General features: G+C 58.5%; 15 protein-coding genes. 8 read left to right on the forward strand and 7 right to left on the reverse strand.

The features are described from left to right. Window positions 1–130: 130 nt before the first annotated feature. Together D6B98_RS15185 and D6B98_RS15195 are read right to left on the reverse strand one after the other, a co-directional pair. Complete coding sequence (locus D6B98_RS15185; RefSeq protein WP_126257781.1) at window positions 131–325, reverse strand: hypothetical protein; 195 nt, start codon at window positions 323–325, stop codon at window positions 131–133. 1,177 nt (window positions 326–1,502) lie between these two features. Beyond that, the gene (locus D6B98_RS15195) at window positions 1,503–2,471 is read right to left on the reverse strand and encodes a tripartite tricarboxylate transporter substrate-binding protein (RefSeq protein WP_126257783.1); all 969 of its coding nucleotides are present in this window, start codon (window positions 2,469–2,471) and stop codon (window positions 1,503–1,505) included. Window positions 2,472–2,799: 328 nt separating this feature from the next. On the opposite strand from D6B98_RS15195, the gene D6B98_RS15200 reads away from it, so the two are divergent. Next, window positions 2,800–3,075: a hypothetical protein gene (locus tag D6B98_RS15200; RefSeq protein WP_126257784.1), complete on the forward strand. Its 276-nt coding sequence runs from the start codon at window positions 2,800–2,802 to the stop codon at window positions 3,073–3,075. A gap of 231 nt (window positions 3,076–3,306) precedes the next feature. After that, window positions 3,307–3,534, forward strand: a complete 228-nt coding sequence (locus D6B98_RS15205; RefSeq protein ID WP_349644815.1) for a hypothetical protein — start codon at window positions 3,307–3,309, stop codon at window positions 3,532–3,534. Here the strand turns inward: D6B98_RS15205 and D6B98_RS15210 are convergent. Both D6B98_RS15210 and D6B98_RS15215 read right to left on the reverse strand, forming a co-directional pair. Next, entirely contained in the window at window positions 3,515–5,104 is a 1,590-nt protein-coding gene (locus D6B98_RS15210; protein ID WP_126257786.1) for a recombinase family protein, read from the reverse strand. The genes D6B98_RS15205 and D6B98_RS15210 overlap by 20 nt on opposite strands. Window positions 5,105–5,161: 57 nt before the next feature. Then, complete coding sequence (locus D6B98_RS15215; RefSeq protein WP_126257787.1) at window positions 5,162–5,380, reverse strand: hypothetical protein; 219 nt, start codon at window positions 5,378–5,380, stop codon at window positions 5,162–5,164. 197 nt (window positions 5,381–5,577) lie between these two features. On the opposite strand from D6B98_RS15215, the gene D6B98_RS40845 reads away from it, so the two are divergent. From D6B98_RS40845 to D6B98_RS15240, 4 genes are all read left to right on the forward strand, one after another. Beyond that, window positions 5,578–6,003: a hypothetical protein gene (locus D6B98_RS40845; protein ID WP_126257788.1), complete on the forward strand. Its 426-nt coding sequence runs from the start codon at window positions 5,578–5,580 to the stop codon at window positions 6,001–6,003. A gap of 29 nt (window positions 6,004–6,032) precedes the next feature. After that, window positions 6,033–6,755 carry an SOS response-associated peptidase gene (locus tag D6B98_RS15225; protein WP_126257789.1) on the forward strand — a complete coding sequence of 241 codons (723 nt, stop codon included), beginning with the start codon at window positions 6,033–6,035 and terminating at the stop codon, window positions 6,753–6,755. A 125-nt stretch (window positions 6,756–6,880) separates the two neighbouring features. Next, the gene (locus D6B98_RS15230; protein WP_126257790.1) at window positions 6,881–7,135 is read left to right on the forward strand and encodes a hypothetical protein; all 255 of its coding nucleotides are present in this window, start codon (window positions 6,881–6,883) and stop codon (window positions 7,133–7,135) included. Between the two features lie 3,522 nt (window positions 7,136–10,657). Next, window positions 10,658–10,870 carry a hypothetical protein gene (locus tag D6B98_RS15240; protein ID WP_018319114.1) on the forward strand — a complete coding sequence of 71 codons (213 nt, stop codon included), beginning with the start codon at window positions 10,658–10,660 and terminating at the stop codon, window positions 10,868–10,870. 145 nt (window positions 10,871–11,015) lie between these two features. Here the strand turns inward: D6B98_RS15240 and D6B98_RS15245 are convergent, their stop codons facing one another. After that, complete coding sequence (locus D6B98_RS15245; RefSeq protein WP_126257792.1) at window positions 11,016–11,249, reverse strand: hypothetical protein; 234 nt, start codon at window positions 11,247–11,249, stop codon at window positions 11,016–11,018. A gap of 1,186 nt (window positions 11,250–12,435) precedes the next feature. Between D6B98_RS15245 and D6B98_RS15250 the strand changes: the two genes are divergently transcribed. Together D6B98_RS15250 and D6B98_RS15255 are read left to right on the forward strand one after the other, a co-directional pair. Further along, the gene (locus D6B98_RS15250; protein WP_126257793.1) at window positions 12,436–13,164 is read left to right on the forward strand and encodes an outer membrane protein; all 729 of its coding nucleotides are present in this window, start codon (window positions 12,436–12,438) and stop codon (window positions 13,162–13,164) included. A gap of 414 nt (window positions 13,165–13,578) precedes the next feature. After that, window positions 13,579–14,664, forward strand: a complete 1,086-nt coding sequence (locus tag D6B98_RS15255) for an acyltransferase family protein (RefSeq protein ID WP_283810155.1) — start codon at window positions 13,579–13,581, stop codon at window positions 14,662–14,664. 325 nt (window positions 14,665–14,989) lie between these two features. On the opposite strand, the gene D6B98_RS39880 is transcribed toward D6B98_RS15255, so the two are convergent. Continuing rightward, window positions 14,990–15,145 (reverse strand): hypothetical protein, encoded by a 156-nt coding sequence (locus D6B98_RS39880; protein WP_164718619.1) that lies wholly within the window; start codon window positions 15,143–15,145, stop codon window positions 14,990–14,992. Then, window positions 15,142–16,065: a non-homologous end joining protein Ku gene (gene ku / locus D6B98_RS15260; RefSeq protein WP_126257795.1), complete on the reverse strand. Its 924-nt coding sequence runs from the start codon at window positions 16,063–16,065 to the stop codon at window positions 15,142–15,144. Before ku ends, D6B98_RS39880 begins: the two co-directional genes overlap by 4 nt. Window positions 16,066–16,455: the final 390 nt, after the last annotated feature.

The following is a 16,455-nucleotide window of genomic DNA, read 5'->3' on the forward strand; positions in this document are numbered from 1 at the left end:
CCGCCTGACTGAGAACAACCAGGGACCCCATTAACCCGAAACGGCGTACCACGAGGCTGCCGGTCACCGATCAAGGGTCCCCACTTCATCCGTATTTTTATCAGTTCGGCGAAGTATCTATTGCTCTCGCTCATTCGGTTGCGCTTGCATAGCGCCTTTCGACGGGGGCATTCAAAATGCGTATTTTCGTGACGGCGGCGGCCTGCGCCACGTAGCGCCGCTCGATCTGGCCCAGCAGGTTGCGATGATTGGCTTGCGTCGCGTAGCGCAGGCCTTGCCAGCGCGACAACGGCTCCTCCTGGTACAACGCGACCAGCTTGCGCAACTTTACGCCGTTTCCCTCTTTGGCGAGGAGGGAAACGGCGTGGAATCAGTGGGTCAATGGCGATGTGCGTGCCAGCAGCTCGGTTGATTCAGAACGGCACAGACGCGCGGCGAAATCTCAAAACAAGGTAAATGCCGGCGGCAGACGATCGATGATACAAACTGGCTCCCCCTGAAGGGAAGCGGGCGCGAGGCTAGACACACGATTTTGAGGCGTTCTAAAATGGCCATCGGGACGGCGGACAGCAGTAGAGCACAAGGTGCAAGAATACAGAGCATACATCGTCGACAAGAATGGCCATGTTATCTCGAGGATCGACCTAATCTGCGCAGATGAGGACGCTGCAAGGGAGCGCGCCAAGCAGCTTGTTGACGGTCAGGCCGTAGAGCTATGGCAAGGCAATCATTAGATTGAGCGGTTTGACCCGCCACCTCGCCACACCGGCCACTGACCTAAAGGGAGCGAATTGTTAGTCCGCGGCCGTCCCCCCTGATGGGATGAGGACGGCCTGCGCCTAAGCGTCCGATTTTGTCGAGGAACGTTCGGCGCCGAACTTGATTGCATCTTCTATGGCTTCCGTCGACCCAATCGTCAGGGCCCAAGCAGCCCACGGAGAAAGTCGCAAGTTTCGCGAGCGAGCCCGTGAGCTTCGCCGCCTTCTTGAGCTTCGGCGCGAACAGCTTTTCCTTGCAAGGGCAGAACTGGCGTCCATCAAGGAGGAACTGACAGCCCGTCTCCAGCAGGTCAAAGCACAGGCCTGAGCCAGCGGAAGACGATACGGCCACCTAGCTACCCGCGAGTTGCTCTGCATGAATCCGCGCTCGGCCCGGAGTAGTCATTCGCAGCCTGCCGAACAGATCGACCATGTAACCCATTTTGATCAGCCGCTTGCTATGCACGCTAGGGATCATTGCCGGGGGGCCGAGCACCGACGTGTTCGCGACCGTAAGCAGCGAGGCAAACTCTTCCGGACTAAGCGGTTTCACTTTTGAAGCCATAATTCGTGTGTGGCGCCATCCGAGAGTTCTGGATGTTCAAATTTGCTCACCCGTGAAATAAAGGCCAGTTGGCTGCCTCTAATTAAGCGGCGGGAGCGCCACCCTGAAAGGGAGTGGACCGATGGTCTGCTTTTGACCCCTTAGCAGACGTTGGCCCTCAAGGCTCCGATGATGCCCATCTAATTATTGCCTGGGGATGAGGTCACGACCTTGCCCCAGCGAGGTACCTCGCTTGCGACCAATTCGCGGAGAGCCTCTGGTGTCCGCCGCGCGGCATCGGGGATGACAAATCCGATCTCGACAAGTCGCTTACGCGTCGCTCCGTCGTCCAGTGCTTTGTTCAAGGCGTGGCTTAGCTTGGATTGTATTTCAGGCGCCAAATTCTTGGGGGCGAAGATCGCATTCCAGGTCGAGACGACGAATTGGGGGAGACCGCTTTCCACGGTCGTCGGAATGTTAGGGATGACGTCAGCGCGGTGCGGACTTGCGATGGCGATTGCTTTCAGGGCTCCGCTCTGAATCTGGGAGATGGCGCCACTGAGCGAAATACAGCTGAAATCCACTTGGCCGCTCATCAGGTCGTTCATCGCCGGTGCGCCGCCGCGATAAGGGACGCGCCCCGTTTGAATACCAAGGATTGATTGCAGCAGCGTGCAGAAGAGATGGGTAGGAGCTCCGACGCCGACATGCGCTTCATTGACCTTATTGCTGTTCGCCCTGACATAGGCGATGAACTCGGCGAGGCCGTTCGCTGGGAAGTCTTTTCGCGTTACGATGACAGCAGGTACTTCGGCGGCGAGACCGACGGGCGCGAAGTCATTGATTGGATCGTATTTTAGGTCGGGATATTGTGCGGGCGCGGCGCCGTGCGTCCCCATGTTGCCCATGATGATCGTATACCCATCCGACGCCGCCCGGGCAGCGCGCGTCGTGGCCGTTGTGCCTGCCGCACCGGGCTCGTTGTCGACGATTATGGGCCGGCCGAGCGTCCTAGACATGTGCTCGGCCAGGATGCGCGACAAGGTGTCGTTCGATCCGCCGGCCGCGTAGGGCACGATGAGTGAAATTGCTTTTGACGGATAGTCGGCCCGAGCTGCTCCGGGGAGGAGGGCGAGGCTTGCAAAGAAAAGCGCAAGAAGGCGACTCATGGCGTATCCTTTCCTCGCTTACGACTTTCTCTAGTAGGCTAACCTAAGCGCGGTCTTTTAGCTATGATATGGAAGGGTCGAACCTCATATACCGACTGGGGTATGTCATCCCCACATTGGCAATCGCCTAGGAGCGGCTGCGCGGGCTAACCCACAAGAGAACAGGCCTGCCTCAGCTTCACGGCCATGACTTAGTTCCGATGACAATGTATGTCTCGTCCTTAGCTGGCAGTCTGGCCCGACCCGTTTACCGCTGACTTGAAGGGAGTGGACCAGCCTTAGGGAGGCTCTATTATTCCAGCCGACGTTCAACCCGCGCAGGTGCCCTATGAAGCTGGTGTTCAAATGGTTCGATGCTCGCTCCTATAACGACCGGGAGGTGTTCGATGCCGCTGCAAACAACAAGGTCGTTGGCTTCATCGCAACAGGTCGACAGGACATTGGGATCCACATCAGCCTTTTCGACGGAAATTACAAGATAAGGACATCGACCTATGACGAGTGCTGCGGCTTCGTTGAAGGAGTAGAGAGCGTTCTCAACCATCTCCTAGGCGTCGAATGTTCGCCAGGCCAAAAGTCGCAATACCACCAGTCCTTCCCCTGAAGGGAGTGGACGACGGGTGATACCGACCCTACATTTTCGATCGGCGAACGGCAGTACCGTAAGGACAATATGAGGGCGGCGGAATCGAATCGGGCGGCTTGGATGGCCCCTTCTCCTGGAGGGCGGAGCCAATATCTCCTGACCCGAGGCCTTAGTACGAATGCTAGTGGAGGGCCTTAGGCCAAGGCAATGATCCTAACGAACGTGCAAGATCAAGCGATAGCGGGTCGAATGGCGCTAATCGTCGGCGCGGATCGGTTTGATCGACTCTTCGCTGCTGTCCGGTTCGATGAGGTTGATGGTGATATCCTCTATGTCTATGCTCGTGATGAGGATTCCGCTGCAGAAATGGAAGACGAGTTCGCGCTTCACATCTCCATCGTCGCCTCGAAGATCCTTGATCGACAAATCAACGTAGTGCTCGTGCTTCCCCGACAACTCATGAAATCTGACTTATAGCTGTCGCAACTTTCTCCATCATAGCCCGCAGTACATCGTTCATAGTCGGGCAGCGATAGACCGCAAAACGAGAGCGTGACGTCGCCGTGAGAGCGATTGCGTGTTTTGCCATTTCGTTGATAGGTATAAGGAAGTAGTCAACAACCTCCCTGTTTGTCTCCTTGTCCAATCGCAGCGCAAGAATGAGTTCGGCTGGCTCGATGGTGCGGCGGTGGACCAACCAACAGGGCGCGTGGCATCTTCCGACGTAGTAACGCGCGCTCCGCACCGATATGGCCAGCTTGCTGGCAACCGTCATCACAGCAGTTTGCGCATCAAAGACCGCGGTAACTCCCCACGCCCTGATCTGGGTGACCAGGGTTTCTACCTGCCTCGATAGTTCGGCTTCCGACTGCTTCCGCGCATCGGCGTAGTCATAACTCCGCTCGGGATCGACATAGCCGACGCGGCGAAAGGCCTCCCTCAAGCTGCCGAACCGGTACGCGTAAAGGGCGGCGCTCGGCATGTTCTCCGTAGTAGAGAGAATCGAGGCGCTCAGCTTTCCATTCACCGAGAGGGTCTGTCGCAGCTTTTTCAGGAGCAGCTCATTCGACCACCTGACTTGCTTTTCCTTCAATAGGCTCTGGGCCTTGAGGAAGATGCTCTTATCAACGACCGGCTCGAAAAGACCTCCAGCCCGGATCCACAGCTCCGGCGGATTCTGCTTCCTCGGTTGCTTCAGCCGGCACGAGGACCGATTATAGACGCTATTACCAATGTAGGCCTCGTTGCTCAAAACTTGGCGGACCATGGCATATGACCAAGGCGTCCCTCTATGGTTGGGAACTTCCTCATTGTTTAGCCAGCGGACAATGGAGCCTTGGGATCTGCGATGAACTACAAACTCTCGAAAGATCCGGGCAACCATGCGCTGCTCGTTCTCTGCCCCGGGCCGGATCAACACTCGGTCGGTCTGCAGATGCTTGCGTTGGCCCTTAAGCAAGATGCCCCTTGAACACCCGCTTTCATCGATTAGCTCTCGTTGGAGGCCATACCCCGCGGGGCCGCCCTGTTTGAATCCGAGGCTGGCGACACGACATGCGCCAGCATGGACTTTCACCGAGAGCTCTCTTGAATATTCGGCCGCCATCACTCGTTTGAGATTCTTGACGATGCTCGCGATGACGCTGCCGTCGTTGTCGAACTCCTCGGCGCAGTAACAGACCTTTATGCCGGCTTGGCGGCAGATGAACTCATAATAGGCGCTTTCATCAATGTCTTGAAATCGACCCCAGCGGCTCACGTCATAGACCAGGATGTGGTCGAAGTCCGCTCGACCGCTGCGAACATCTTCAATTAACTCCATCAGCCCCTCTCGCCGCTTGATTTGAAGGCCGCTCCTGCCTTCATCGGCATAGGTACGAACAATCACCAAGTCATGCTGCGCGGCATAGACCGCAATCGCAGCAGCCTGCATTTGTGTCGAGTAACGCTGGTGGTCGGTCGACATCCGCACGTATTGTGCGGCACGCCCTCCATTTGTCTGCGAGAGCAGATCGGACCCAGGGCGAATGATCAGGGCGTTGGCCATTCCGCGGCTCCGCTACGTCGCTCGATGGTGTGCTGCATGGGTGTGGCGCTCTGAACTTCACCAGAGCGCGAATAGACCGTCCTTGCCTAACCATCCTAGCGCAGCCGAGCCAAGGAGCGAAGCCAGCCCAGCCCAAAACCATGAGCGCCCGCGGGCGGCGCTGATTGACCGCAGATACAGGAACGCGCCAAGTAACGTGCCGTAGTTTCTCCGGAAGTCCCCGTTGAGCTTTGCAATCTTCGACAGCTCGGAACATGTCTCGGTTTCGTCGGTCATCTGCGCTGATCCTCTTGATTGAAGTCAGCGCCCTATGAACCACTGTTTTGCCCGACGGAGCAACAGAAATTTCGGTATTTCGAAATTTGGTTCGTTTGGGGCAACCTGCATCTTGACCAATCCTTTGGAGCGGTGTCGCAGGAGGCCTCTAGGGCTAGCGGCTTGCCTCCTGCTCCGTTCGCCGGAATCTATCTCGCATGGGCACGAAGTCGCGAGAGGTCATCTGGGGCGGTCGGATCATGGGCGCAAAGATCCAAGCCGAAGGAGCTCGCGAGCGTGCGGAGCAGGCCGTTCGCGAGGCGGATCGGGCGGAGGCAGAAGCCTGGTCGGTCCGCATGGAGGGCTACGGTGCCCCTGCCCAGCCCTCACCCACGATCGGCCAATGCCTGAATGGCGGTCTCGCCTGGCTGGAAGTCGAGTGCGCCCGCTGTAAGACGCGCGCGAGCCTGCCGCTCGACGCTATCCGCCGCCCTCGGGAAACCCCGCTCTGGAAGCTGGAAGCTTCTCTTAAGTGCCGATCATGTCGCACGCCCCGATACGCGCCGCCTGCTCGCATGATCAAGCTGACTGAGACAAGGCAGATCACCCCCTATAAATGGGTACACCCGACTGAGGAGCGTTAGGTCGGGCTGCGAATCGCTAGGGGAGACCAATGTGCAATCTCTATTCGATAACGACCAACCAGGCCGCGATCAGCGCGCTATTCCGCGTCGTCAACCGGTACGTGGGCAACCTGGCGCCGATGCCGGGTGTCTTCCCGGACTACAAAGCGCCTATCGTTCGGACAGGAGCCGAAGGTCGTGAGCTCGCCACCGCGCGCTGGGGCATGCCGTCGTCGTCGAAGGCCCTGATGGAAGCTACCAAGAAGCGCGCCGAGAGGCTGCAAGCCAAAGGCAAGACAGTCGACTTCAAGGAATTGCTCCGGATGGAGCCAGACTCCGGAACGACCAACATCCGCAACGTGAAGTCGAAGCACTGGACGCGCTGGCTCGGCGTCGAGAATCGCTGCGTGGTGCCGTTCAACTCGTTTAGTGAGTTCAACAAGGGCGAAGGCGGAGACATCTGGTTCGCGCTCGACGAGACTCGTCCCCTCGCCTGTTTCGCTGGCATCTGGACCAACTGGACGTCGGTTCGAAAGGTAAAGGAAGGCGAGACCACCAACGACCTCTACGCATTCCTGACGACGGAGGCGAACGCCGAAGTGGGCGCGATCCACCCGAAGGCGATGCCGGTGATCCTGACGACGCCCGACGAGGTCGAAACCTGGATGGCCGGGCCCGTCGAGGAAGCCCTCAAGCTGCAACGGCCGCTTCCGGACGGGATGCTCCGTATCGTCGCTCGCGGCGTCAAGGAAGACCCGGCGGCTGCCGCCTAGAGTTCTGCACAGGCCTCGGAACAGGTGGACAAGCCGGAGCCTCTGCATTTCGGAATCTCTGCTCCGTGCTAACCGCCCGGAACGAGCAGGCGGGCGGAAGGATTCGTCCGGCAGGAGTGATCTCGATGCTGATGACGAAGGAAAGACCGCCGGCGATCCGAACGTTGCGCGGATGGGCACTCAGTGTGCTCCAGGAAGCCGGCGCTATTCACGAATGCGAGGAGCACGGCTGGGCGAAGGACCGGGCCGACCCGCACGCGCGCGAGCGGGCCTTGGAGATCGCCAGGCAAGAGCCGCCTGACGGCTCATCTCCGGATCAGGCCATTGCCGAGATACAAGACGTGCTCGGTTCGATCGGCGATACCTGCCCGGAGTGTTGAAGTGGCGGATCAGTGAGCGCCTGGAGCTCGTCGAGAGAGGACTTCAGAGATGGCAAGCTGATCCTCAAAATTGCCGAGAGTCGAGCAGTCCTGCGGGAAACGCGCTGTTTCGGGCGCGTCGATTTAGATGGCTCAACGAGAAACTGATGGGCGCAGAGTTGATCGCGCACGAGCGGCATGACCGCGCAACCCGATGGTGTTACCGTTGCGGAGCGCGGACTCCTAGGCACTCCGGGCTCCGCCGCTTCATACGGGACGCTCCGCGTGGCGCTTCCCTTGATGCACCCTTAGCCGGCGGGCGAGATCGAGACGAGCCTTCACAAGCGACGGCGGCAAAGCACGGTTTGGTGCCTAGGCTATGCGGCTGGTGCGAGAACCTCCGGAAACCGACAATCGCCCATCTTTCGTCTGCCCTAATTGTAAGTGCGCCCAGCGAACCGATACAAAGTTCACGCCGGTTCGTATCCCGCCTGACAAGTTTGCGGCTCCTCAAAGGGTGGAAAGTAAGGCTCCCGTTGGCGCTCCCTTTCATCCGGAGTCGGCTGTTGGCCCGAAGGCGAAGTGGTCCAATCGGCCGTTGAGGTCCGCTGTTAGTGGCAGATCGGACCTGCCGCTCTGCCGATCATAGCTCCCGCTCCATCGCTGGATGATTACGGTTTTTTACCTTTACCCGGTGGTGCCCTTGGTCGGCAGACAAAGCTTGAATGAACGCATGCGGGAGATAGGCGTTCGATGCCCGTGCGAGATGACGCTTAGAGCCAAGTTGGCGGCGCATGTTGCGGCTCGGGCGTGCCGGATCGGCAGCGTCTCGCCGTAGTTTCTCCAGACCGGCCTGACCTACATCCCACCCTATGTTCCCGCGCCGGAACATTACAAATACCTGTCCTTGGTCACAAGTGAACACAGCGATGTCCTTGACCGGGACTAGTTTCGAATTGCATGGCGCGTCCTCACGCGCCAGCCGTCGGTCCGCTTGGCCCCCGCACTGTCCCCTCCAGCCCCAAGGGGTCAGGCTAGCCCGATGGAGACTGAGGCTGCAGCCTGCGTGTAGCCGAACAACCTGTTGTCAGGCTGCTGAAGAGGTTATGAGGCCCGGGCTCCTAGGCACACCGGGCCTCACCTTGGTCCCGGAGAGGTGCTGTGACGACGCGCTGGCACGGCGTCTTCGCGGGTGAGGAGCAAAGACCATGCGAAATCGATTGCGCCGAACAGTACCACCGGAGAACCGTCTTGAATCGGGGTCCGCACATCCGCGATGATTGCGAATGGTCTCCCCGGGCTCGCCGATCCTCCCCGAATAGTGATTTAACTATTTAATTCCATGATTTAATATGCAGACGTATTAAATCAAACTTATCAAAGGTATTAAACGAGCTCAGCGAAGCCTGGAGAGGACGGTAGAGATTTGGCCTCGACTTACCAATTCGGAAGGTGCCCGGGAGCAGCGGTTGTGATGGCTCACCCAATGGGTTGAGGCAAGCCGGAGAATCTGAGTCGGCGTCTTTGGCGGCCTTGAAAGGCGCGCGCTGCGGCGCCAAGGAATAGTTATTGGGATCGATTTGCGTGCGTTGTCTCAAAATAGCAGGAGAACAATATGTTCGAGAATCCTCGCTCGCCTCGCGCTGTAACGTTGGGCTCCATCAGCTTTGGCCGGTCCAAAACAGTGTGCACCATTCGAAGCATTTCAGCGTACGGCGCCGCTCTCGATGTTGCTGCAGACGAAACACTTCCTGATGAATTCGCGCTGACTGTCAGTCCCGACGGGAGCCCACGCCGCTGTGCAGTGGTCTGGCGCCACGAGAAGCGCATCGCCGTCGCATTCTATTGATTCATCGCAAGCATACCCTCAAAAGAGTACGCGGTGCCAAAATCCAGATAGGCGTGAGCCCACGAATCTACGACTCTGAAGGCATTTTCAGGCGTGTCGGGTCCGGTCGCTTTTGACAGTAGGTCTACTGTTCGCTTCTAGGGTGACGCCCACCATCCATCGGGAAATGGCTCGAGCGGTCCTGCGCCGAGATCGTTGTCGTTTAAAAGCGTCGGACAGAATGTCGAACTCAGCTGCCGCGGACCTGCCCCGCTCGCAATCCAAGTCGCTGTCGCCTGCGTGCGGCTAGTGCAGCCCAAACACGAGGCTCGGTTTGGTGTTTTCGCCCCGAGCATGGCCCTCGGACGCGACGGCCGTGATTTCCCGTTATCGTGCTTCATTGGCTCAGATCAAGCCCACAATGATGAAAAGTGCGATCTCAACCCGCATGATTGCTACTGTCATCGCGGAGACAACAAACACGTCACCTAGGGACAGGAACTGCATGGTTCGCATCCCATTCCCCGAAGAAACGGCCCCTACATGAGGCGTAAGCAGGGGCAAGATGCCGGGGCCGTTTCTCGGAGAGTTTCGCGTTCGTCCGGCGTCAAGGTTTTCCCAAATTAAATCAGACCTTGGATTTTGTCTATATTTAATTCTATTTAATTTTGGACTTTACCTATCGGTTGTTGGAAATCCTACGTTCTCCGGGAAACAACCTGGGCCTCTTGGCTCGCCGGCCGGACGACCGATCGGCCTCGCAGGGGGCAACTGGAAGAAGCACTGGATCAAACTGAAGGACCGGCACACTATTGGAGCGACGGTTTCGCGGATCCCTTCCGGCGCCTCGTGGACGGGCACAATTGCAAGGCGGATTCTGGAGCATGCGCGCGACGCCGAGAAAGGAACACTGGGCGGACTGATGCTTGGATCGTCGCCGGGCAGCCGAGCGGGCGGAAAAGCCGGCGCGCGCCCAAGCCAGCCGTCGGCGTTGCCAGCGGCTGGCGCGGCCACCGCCGATGCACGAAACCATTTAATGCCCTGGGCGAAGTCATCCGGAAACAGGCAAGGTTGTAGGTTGACGACATCAGACGCGGGGATGCCACCATGCTAGTCCTGATGAACCTGATTTGGCGACGACTTGCCTACACAATGCTGATCGGCATGCGATCCAAGCTCGTGCGTCAGTGAAACTAGAGGCGGCTGTGGGTCAGGAGGCCACATGCCGAAACAGGTCGTGATATCTCTCTGCTCTTCGGCAGTTGCGTGCCGGGTCGCTTTCAGCATGGTAGTGTTGGTTGCGCAAAATGGCACGAACGCCCACCTGTCTCAAAAACGTAACCTGTGTTGGTGCTCAGGTTGATGTAGCGGGCTAGTCACACTGGCGATCGAAAGCCTGAATTCTCGAAGCTTCTGACCGTAGTCTTCCAGCAAACCATCGGCGGCGGCCCTTGATGCATGGTGCGGCCGATTGTGAAACGGATCATATTGCGAGCCAGAAATGTCGCGATAGGATCATTTCACCGGGGCTGGCTGTATATTTCACTTAGATCTTTTCACCCGGTGTGTTGACCATGCGCGGATTGCAGCGAGAACATCGGTGCGACCTTGTGCAGGCCGGCTGCTCTTAATCACCAACAAGCTTAGTTCCCCTCGCCGCAAGTTCTACCTTTTTCTGCATCATGCGGAATCCAAATTGCCGTCGGAGAACGTTTATGCCCAAGGAGAATTGCCTGATTGTCCGCGCCGCCGGGAAACGACTGGACCTGTTACGAGGCGAAGCTGCCCGCATCGCCAAGGGAGCTAATGCCGGCTGGTGGACCGACCGGGCGGAGATTGGCACCAGGTTCTGCTTTGAAGATTCTAAGTCAAAAGAGCTATTCGCACTCACCTGCGACAGCCTCGGCATTACCTGTCAGGACGGCTAATCCATTGGAAAACCCGCTGGCCTGGGAACCGGAGGAGTTTGGACTGTAGACCAGACCGGACAGACCATGAGGCATGAAGGCTCGCCAGCTGTGGACGAGAGGCCGCGAGTTGAGGCGGTGGCCCACAAGGGGGAGCGGGATTGTGTCAGCGCCGCTCTGGACGCGCCTGGAGGGGGACGACTTTATCCAAGTCGCTGTGACCGGAGCGCCGGCTTTGCAGCTTCACCACCTGCTCGAGTTCGAGAGCCTCTATGGCGAGCTCATCCGCCAAGCGTTCGAAAAGTGCGCGCTTTTGCGGGTCGCTCGTTCGCCTGCTCATAAGGGCCAAATCCGCGGCATCGGCACGGAGCTTGTCCAGTTTTTCGCTGAGGTCCGCCATGGTATCGGCCCCGTTCTGGACCCACCTCGTCATGCGGTGACGGGATGCAGGTCAACGGCGGAACATGCTATGAGTTCTTCCTTAACCGATTATTAGGCCGACATTCATTAGGGCCGAGATGTGTGAACGAGCGCCCGCTAGCTTTGCCGAGCGCGCGTCTGCGGCTATTCCGCTCAATGCTTCAGTGCGCACGTGGTCACGAGCAGCATGGTCCGGCTGCATTGCCAATCGGATCCCAACATTGGTTCATGGACTCCACGAGGAGTACCGATGGCCATAGTAGTACCAGCCGCCACTAGAACAGCGGCGGTCAGCGCGAGCGTTCGATAGGTTGCCAAGTTCCACCTCATTGCGCTTCCCTCCAGTGGAAGCGCCCATGCTACGGGCAGAGATAGCTCCCGCTTGTGAACTACTTCACACGGCGTTTCTCAACCGTCATCACAGTCGCGTGCAGCAAGCCCGCCGCGTGACCCGGCGGCGCTTGAGGCGCTAGGCCCCCGAGGCGCAGTCATACGAGATGATGCAGTCCCCAGAAGGCGATCGGCAAATGGGTTGCGGCCCCAATTCCCAGCAATAGGAGAAGGGCTTCCAGCATTATGAATCAAGCTCCGCCGGCAAAGGTTACTTTCGCGGTCGGTCGGCATTGGGCTTGCTCGGTATGGATTGTTGGGGATTACAAGTTCGTAGTAGTGCCGCCGATTGCTGAATTTCGAGTCCGGCGGCGTTTTTATTTGGGACGCCTTGTTCAGAACCGATGCAGACGTTGAGCGAGAGGGACGAGACAGTTTCCGCCTCTGGCGCATAGGCGGATCATGATACTACGACGCAGCCGCGCCCGCTGCGACTGCGTTGCGACCCGGTAAGACCCCCTCACTAGAAATCGAGCACTTGCCCGACTTCATCGCCAAAGCAGGCGCAACCCCTTGAGATTTCTCTCAAACTGAACTTTCGGAAAGGAAGGTATTCGACCGCGATTGAACCCGGCTTTCCCGGTGGAAAACTATGGTCCATTGATGAGAACGGGAGGCGGAGTCACTGCGCTTGTTGCGTAGCCCGAAGCCGCCCCCATGAACCGGGACAAATAGGTCGCCACTGTGGCGTAGGGGTGACACGCTTAGCGCGAGTCCTGCGTTATGTTGCATCATCAATTGCTCAAACATTCCGCGTCTGAAAATTGGGGAAGATAATGAAAAAGCTCGTCATCGCCGCTGCTGCCCTCGTCCTCGGCACCGCCGGCGCCTCAGCGGCCGATCTGGCCGCCCGGCCCTACACGAAGGCACCCGCGCCTGTCGCCGCCATCTACAATTGGACCGGCTTCTATATCGGTGCGCAGGTCGGTTACGCCTGGGGTGACAACAGCACCCGTGAGTTTTTCACCGCAACAGGCACCCCCACCGGCTTCGTCCAGGGCTTCAATGCTGATGGCGTCGTTGGCGGTGGTCACATTGGCTACAACTGGCAGGCTGGCCAATTCGTATTCGGTCTCGAGGGCGACCTCGAAGCCGCCGACGTCAACGGTGGTTATCGCTTGGCAAACCTCAACGGCACCGATTTCCGGATCGATGCTCAGGCCTCTATCCGCGGTCGCCTCGGTGTAGCTTTCAACAATTCGCTGCTTTACGTGACCGGCGGTGTTGCCTGGGCAGATATGGACCACACCTACGTGCTCGCGAACGCTCTGTTTGAGACCGTCTCCACCACCCGCACCGGCTGGACCGTCGGCGCAGGTTGGGAATACGGCTTCACGCCCAACTGGTCGGCCCGTGTTGAGTATCGCTACACCGATTTTGGCACCTTCCGGAACAACTCGACCGTCTCGTTCCCTGGCTTCTCGTACGAACATGATCCCGTGTTCCACACCGTGCGTGCGGGTGTCAGCTATCGCTTCGGCGGCCCGGCGGTCTCGACTTACTGATCTACTCGACCTGCTCAAAATCGACAGCTTGAAGCCCCGGCGTCGTCCGGGGCTTTTAGTTGTTGCTGGTGAGTAGCTCCGGCCTTCAGCGACACGCTTTCAGATATTCTCGCAGGGGCATCGGGGACCAGTGGGCTGCCTCAATGAGCGGGGAAACCAGCGACTTAGACGGGCGGAAGCCGTGGCAATGTCAGCCCGCTGGCTGGCGGCGGGATGGGGCTGATCAGCTCGCATGTCTGCGATCACTAGAGTCGGCGATCAGACGGGATGGCCGCCCCCCTTAAGCCTGTTGGTGCTTAGGTCTTTGCCAGATGTGCTCGGCCAGGCTCGCTCAACTTGGGCCCGGTGTGTGGCCTTCCAGATACAGCTAAGAGTCGAGGATCTCGTTAGCCTCTGCTCACACCAATTGGGAAGGTGGGGACTTTGCAGAACGATCGGTCAATCGGGATCGACTGCCTCCGAGCGATCGCTATCCTATGGGTGGTAGCGTATCATTTCGTGCCCCTCTCGATCTTTTCGAAGGGAACCTATGGAGTTCTCCTCTTTTTCGCTGTGAGCGGCTACTGCATTTCGTTCAGCGCAAGCTCTTCGAAATCGGCTTGGGATTTTTACGCCAAGCGGCTCGGGCGCCTGCTGCCCGCCCTCATCTTTGCGACGCTCCTTATTACGGCAATCAAGCATCTATTTCCGCAATTTATTGAAGCCAATCGTATCCCTACCTGGTTTCATGCCTTCTATACTTTGTTCGCCTTGCCGACGCTGCACATACTTAAGATCAATCTCATTTATCCAGATGGCGCGTTCTGGAGCTTGGACATCGAGTTCCAGTTCTATTTGCTCTGCGCCTTGCTCATCGCGGTTGGTCTGCGAAAATACTTACTTCCTGCAATCTGTATCTGGTGTTTGATCAGGTTTGCGCTATCGAGCCCCAAGAACCCTTACTCGAACGATTTTTTTGCCTTCTTTATCGCTGGTCTTAGCGTGGCTTCGTATGCCGCCGGACACCGCATGCAGGCGCTCTTTGGAACGGCGGTTGCCCTCTTCCTAGAGGCCGGTCATTTGCTCCTCTCGTATCAACAGCCATCAGTGCCGATCGAGACTTCGCGGTTCGCGATGCTTGCGTTTTCCATCGCAGCCGTGTTCGTCGCTGCGCAATGCAAGGCACCGCGTTTCTTGAATCCCTTGGCATTCGTTGGACTTGTCAGTTATCCGCTTTACCTTCTGCATCAAGACTTAGGCCACATGGCTCTGGCCTGGCTCGACGTGCCCTATAGTGATCGACTGGTCCCGACACTGATTAGGGCCCTCATCGTTCCCCCGATCTTGGTGGGTGTTGGCGCCCTGGTGTATTTCTATGTGGAGAAGCCCCTAACCGGCCGTCTGACCGGATGGTTGCGCCGTCCACGTTTCCCCAAGTCGGTTTGGATTAGAACTGCCGGTGTGTCACCGGACGATCAGCCCCAAATCGCCGAACGCGATCTTGAGCAACAACGAGTTTGACACTGAGGTGGTCGCAGGCTTGGAAAACTCCAAGCATAGCCAACGTGAAATCAGCCCAAGGATGGTCCGGTGCAAGGCGACGCGCCTTCAGCACCAGGGCCCCTGACACTGTCAGATGTTCGTGAGGGTGATCAGTTAAGAACAATAGTCCGGTGACCCGGTTGAATGACGACTGACCCTGCTTGCCGGAGCCGTGGATTTGCCTGATGTATGCGAAGCTTCTGCGTTTGCGCCAGTGAGCTCCGCCTCGGGTACCCATAGGCGCCCGATGGCTCCCTTCGCCTCGTCGACCGCGCCATGCGCCGCTGCTTCCGCTTCCGGATCCTTACTCGCCTTGGCATCGCGGACCCGCCTCGCGCCACGAGGCGCTTGACCAGCCCGACTTCTTCTGCTCGCCAAGGCGCGGATCGGCCATGCGCCAGAGGCGTCCGCGCACGACGAAGTACCGGCCATCGAGGGTCGCCGGATGCTTCACGTTCAAGCCGACTTCCGTCGCGCCCCTGCTGTTGGCTTCTTCGCCGTCGCTTCCTTGGCGGGCTTCTTGCCGGCAATGGGCATCAGCATCTCTTTCTGACCAGCTGAGGCCTTCTTCGGCTTCTTGGCGGCCTTCTCCTTCGCTGGCGCAGCCTCCCGACCGACGCTCTGCCGCAGCGCCTCCATTAGGTCGACCAGGTTCTCGCCTGTCGGCCGCTCCTTTGGCCGAATTACCTTGCCGGCGCGCTTCTGGTTGATGAGGTCGATCAGCGCGGTCTCGTAGTGATCTTCGAATTTTTCCGACTCAAACCGCCCCGCCTTTTGGTTGACGATGTGCCTGGCTAGATCCAGCATGTCCTTGGTGACCTTCACATCCTGGATCTCGTCGAAATATTCCTTCTCGCTGCGCACTTCGTAAGGGTAGCGCAGCAGCGTCCCGACCAAGCCTTTATCCATTGGCTCGAGCGCGATGATGTGCTCGCGGTTGGTCAGCACGACCCGCCCGATCGCGACCTTGTTCATCTCGCGGATGGTCTCGCGGATTACTGCAAAGGCATCGTGCCCGACCTTGCCGTCGGGACGAATGTAATAGGGACGGATCAGATATCGCGGGTCGATGTCCGACCTATCGACGAACTCGTCGATCTCGATGGTTCGTGTCGATTCCAGCGCAATCTCCTCGAGCTCCTCCTTCGAGACTTCGATGTACTGGCCCTTCTCGAGCTCGTAGCCTTTGACGATGTCCTCATTTGGCACCTCGTCACCGGTGTCCGCGTCCACTTTCAGGTATTTGACGCGATGGCCGGTTTGCCGGTTGAGCTGGTTGAATGAGATCTTTTCGCTTTCGGATGTGGCCGGATAGAGCGCCACGGGGCAGGTGACGAGCGATAGACGCAGGAAGCCTTTCCAATTGGCGCGGGGAGCCATGAACGCGATACTCCGGTGTTGCACCGATTCAAGACGAATGACGCAACCCGGTTCCGACATCAGGCGCCCCGCCCCGAGCATTTTCTGCGTGGTGCCGATGCCGCGTAGGTCGCGTCGACGTCCCCGGATCATCGCTTCGATCGCGACTTCACAGCGCTGTATGACGCCGGCGTCCCCGGAGGCGCCCGGGGCTGCGCAAGGCCAGCGCGATGCTACTGGCGAGGACTTGCTCAGCTCATAGGAAGCCATCGATGACGTGCTGGCGGGGGCCTCTCACAAGCAACTGGCTGAATGAAGCTGGCCGCGTTCCGAGGATTGAGCTGGTCCCGCAAATCTGAACAGCGCGATAAGTGGAGTTTCTGCCTGACGGCGGGCAAGATTGACCCGCGA

It is taken from the genome of Bradyrhizobium sp. LVM 105 (assembly GCF_003957705.1).
Taxonomy (GTDB): Bacteria; Pseudomonadota; Alphaproteobacteria; order Rhizobiales; family Xanthobacteraceae; genus Bradyrhizobium; species Bradyrhizobium frederickii.

Excerpts from the sequence above, each read along its gene's own strand:
- D6B98_RS15230 (WP_126257790.1), top strand. The coding sequence starts at position 6,881 with ATGCTGATGACGAAGGAAAGACCGCCGGCGATCCGAACGTTGCGCGGA.
- ku (WP_126257795.1), bottom strand. The coding sequence starts at position 16,065 with ATGGCTCCCCGCGCCAATTGGAAAGGCTTCCTGCGTCTATCGCTCGTC.
- D6B98_RS15210 (WP_126257786.1), bottom strand. The coding sequence starts at position 5,104 with ATGGCCAACGCCCTGATCATTCGCCCTGGGTCCGATCTGCTCTCGCAG.
- D6B98_RS15215 (WP_126257787.1), bottom strand. The coding sequence starts at position 5,380 with ATGACCGACGAAACCGAGACATGTTCCGAGCTGTCGAAGATTGCAAAG.
- D6B98_RS15225 (WP_126257789.1), top strand. The coding sequence starts at position 6,033 with ATGTGCAATCTCTATTCGATAACGACCAACCAGGCCGCGATCAGCGCG.
- D6B98_RS15245 (WP_126257792.1), bottom strand. The coding sequence starts at position 11,249 with ATGGCGGACCTCAGCGAAAAACTGGACAAGCTCCGTGCCGATGCCGCG.
- D6B98_RS15200 (WP_126257784.1), top strand. The coding sequence starts at position 2,800 with ATGAAGCTGGTGTTCAAATGGTTCGATGCTCGCTCCTATAACGACCGG.
- D6B98_RS15195 (WP_126257783.1), bottom strand. The coding sequence starts at position 2,471 with ATGAGTCGCCTTCTTGCGCTTTTCTTTGCAAGCCTCGCCCTCCTCCCC.
- D6B98_RS15240 (WP_018319114.1), top strand. The coding sequence starts at position 10,658 with ATGCCCAAGGAGAATTGCCTGATTGTCCGCGCCGCCGGGAAACGACTG.
- D6B98_RS40845 (WP_126257788.1), top strand. The coding sequence starts at position 5,578 with ATGGGCACGAAGTCGCGAGAGGTCATCTGGGGCGGTCGGATCATGGGC.
- D6B98_RS15250 (WP_126257793.1), top strand. The coding sequence starts at position 12,436 with ATGAAAAAGCTCGTCATCGCCGCTGCTGCCCTCGTCCTCGGCACCGCC.
- D6B98_RS15205 (WP_349644815.1), top strand. The coding sequence starts at position 3,307 with ATGGCGCTAATCGTCGGCGCGGATCGGTTTGATCGACTCTTCGCTGCT.